At 75.8% G+C, this 2236-nt stretch carries 2 protein-coding genes; both read right to left on the minus strand.

Translation table 11 applies throughout. The annotated features are described in order from the left end of the window. Nucleotides 1-744, minus strand: a 744-nt coding sequence (locus CCN44_RS33590) for a hypothetical protein (protein WP_086702072.1), incomplete at its 3' end; no start/stop codon positions are given. Between the two features lie 179 nt (nt 745-923). Next, nucleotides 924-2236 (minus strand): DUF2252 domain-containing protein (locus tag CCN44_RS33595; protein WP_244204009.1); only part of this gene is annotated, 1313 nt, incomplete at its 5' end.

The following is a 2236-nucleotide window of genomic DNA, read 5'->3' on the forward strand; positions in this document are numbered from 1 at the left end:
GGCGATCTCGTCGAGCAGCCCGTCGGGGTCGTCCGGGGCGAGGCGGAGCATGCCGGCGATCGCGCCCTCCTCCAGCTCGCGGGCGACGAGGGTGAGCAGCTCCTTGCGCTGGGCGAGCCATTCGAGACGGGCGTACAGCTCCTCGGCGGGGCTCGGGCGGCGCTCGGGCGGCACGGGCCCGGCGGCCCACTCGTCGGCCAGTTCCCTGAGCAGGGTCTCGTCGCCGCGGGCGTAGGCGGCGTTCACCCGGCTGAGGAACTCCTCGCGGCGCGCCCGCTCGGCTTCCTCCTGGGCCAGGTCGGGGTGGGCCTTGCGGGCCAGCTCGCGGTAGAGCTTGCGGGCCTCCTCGCTGGGCCGCACCCGCTGCGGGGGCCGTACCGCCTGGTCGGTGAGCATGGCGGCGGCCTCCGGGAACAGGCCGTCGCCGTCCATCCAGCCGTGCAGCAGTTCCTCCACGCCGGGCATCGGCAGCACGCGGGCGCGGGCCTCGGCGGCCCGGCGGACATCCTCGGGGTCGCCGGTGCGGGCGGCCTTCGCCTCGGCGATCTCGGCGTCCAGCTCCTCGATGCGGGTGTAGAGCGGGCCGAGGCGCTGCTCGTGCAGGCGGGAGAAGTTCTCCACCTCGACGCGGAAGGTCTCGACGGCGATCTCGTACTCGATCAATGCCTGCTCGGCGGCCCGTACGGCCTGTTCCAGCCGTTCCTCGGGGCGGGGGGCGGGCTGGTCGGGTTCGGGGGTCGTCACCCGGCCAGCGTAGCCGCTGCGCCGGGCCCGGACCGCTCTGGCAGCTCGCCGCAGGAGTGCGGGTGCGCTGCCGGGTGCACGTGCGTCGTGGTCGCTCGCGCGGTCCCCCGCGCGCCGTGGGAACCGCAGCGTCCGCGCCCCTCGGGAACCGCAGCGTCCGCGTCCCCGGGGCCCCGCCCTCACACGCCCGGCTCCGCCTCGATCCGCCCGGCCTTGATCGCCGCCACCAGGTCGGCGTGATCCTCCTCCGTGCGGTCGGCGTACGCCACGGCGAAAGCGGCCATCGCCTCGTCCAGCTCCTCGTTCTTGCCGCAGTAGCCGGCGATCAGCCGGGGGTCGGCGCCGTGGGAGTGGGCGCGGGCCAGCAGGGCGCCGGTCATACGGGCGTAGTCGTCGATCTGGTCGGCGGCGAGGGCGGCCGGGTCGACGCTGCCTTTGCGGTTGCGGAACTGGCGCACCTGGTAGGGGCGCCCCTCGACGGTGGTCCAGCCGAGCAGGGTGTCGCTGACGACCTGCATCCGCTTCTGCCCGAGGACCACCCGGCGCCCTTCGTGCGGCACCGCGGGCACCGGGAAGCCGGCCGTGGCCAGGTGCGGCACGAGCGCGGCGGGGCGGGCCTCCTTCACCTGGAGCACCAGCGGCTCACCGCGGTGGTCGAGGAGCAGGACGACGTAGGACCGGGTGCCGACGCTGCCGGTGCCGACCACGCGGAAGGCGACGTCGTGCACGGCGTACCGGGCGAGCAGGGGGCGGCGGTCCTCGCCGAGGGTGTCGACGTACGGCTCCAGGGCGGCGGCGACCGCGGCGGCCTCGGCGTCCGGTATGCGGCGCAGCACCGGCGGGGCGGGTACGAACCGGCGTCCGCCGCCCGGCACCGCCTCGGTCGACTTCGCGGCGAACCGGCCGCTGGTGTTGGCGCGGGCCTTCTCCGCGACCCGCCGGAGGGTGCCCAGCAGGTCGTGGGCGTCGGTGTGGGAGACGAGTTCCTCGTCCGCGACGGCGTTCCAGGCGTCGAGCGCGGGCAGTTTGGCGAGCAGCCGCATGGTGCGGCGGTAGGCGCCGGCCGCGTCCCGGGCCGCGGCGCGGCAGGTGTCCTCGTCGGCGCCCGCCTCCCGGCCGGCGAGCACCAGGGAGACGGCGAGCCGCTTGAGGTCCCACTCCCAGGGTCCGTGCGCGGTCTCGTCGAAGTCGTTGAGGTCGATGACGAGGCCGCCGCGCGCGTCGCCGTACAGGCCGAAGTTGGCGGCGTGCGCGTCACCGCATATCTGGGTGCCGATCCCGGTGACGGGCGTGCGGGCGAGGTCGTACGCCATCAGTCCGGCCGAGCCGCGCAGGAAGGCGAAGGGGGTGGCCGCCATCCGGCCCACCCGGAGCGGGGTCAGTTCGGGCAGGCGGCCGGCGTTGGACTCGGCCACCGCACTCACCGCCTGGACCCCGCCCGCGCCGACGCGGCCAGTCCGGTCGCCGAGTCCAACGCCGGCCGCCTGCCCGA

Origin of the sequence: Streptomyces tricolor, from assembly GCF_002155905.1 — a bacterium.
Classification (GTDB): domain Bacteria; phylum Actinomycetota; class Actinomycetes; order Streptomycetales; family Streptomycetaceae; genus Streptomyces; species Streptomyces tricolor.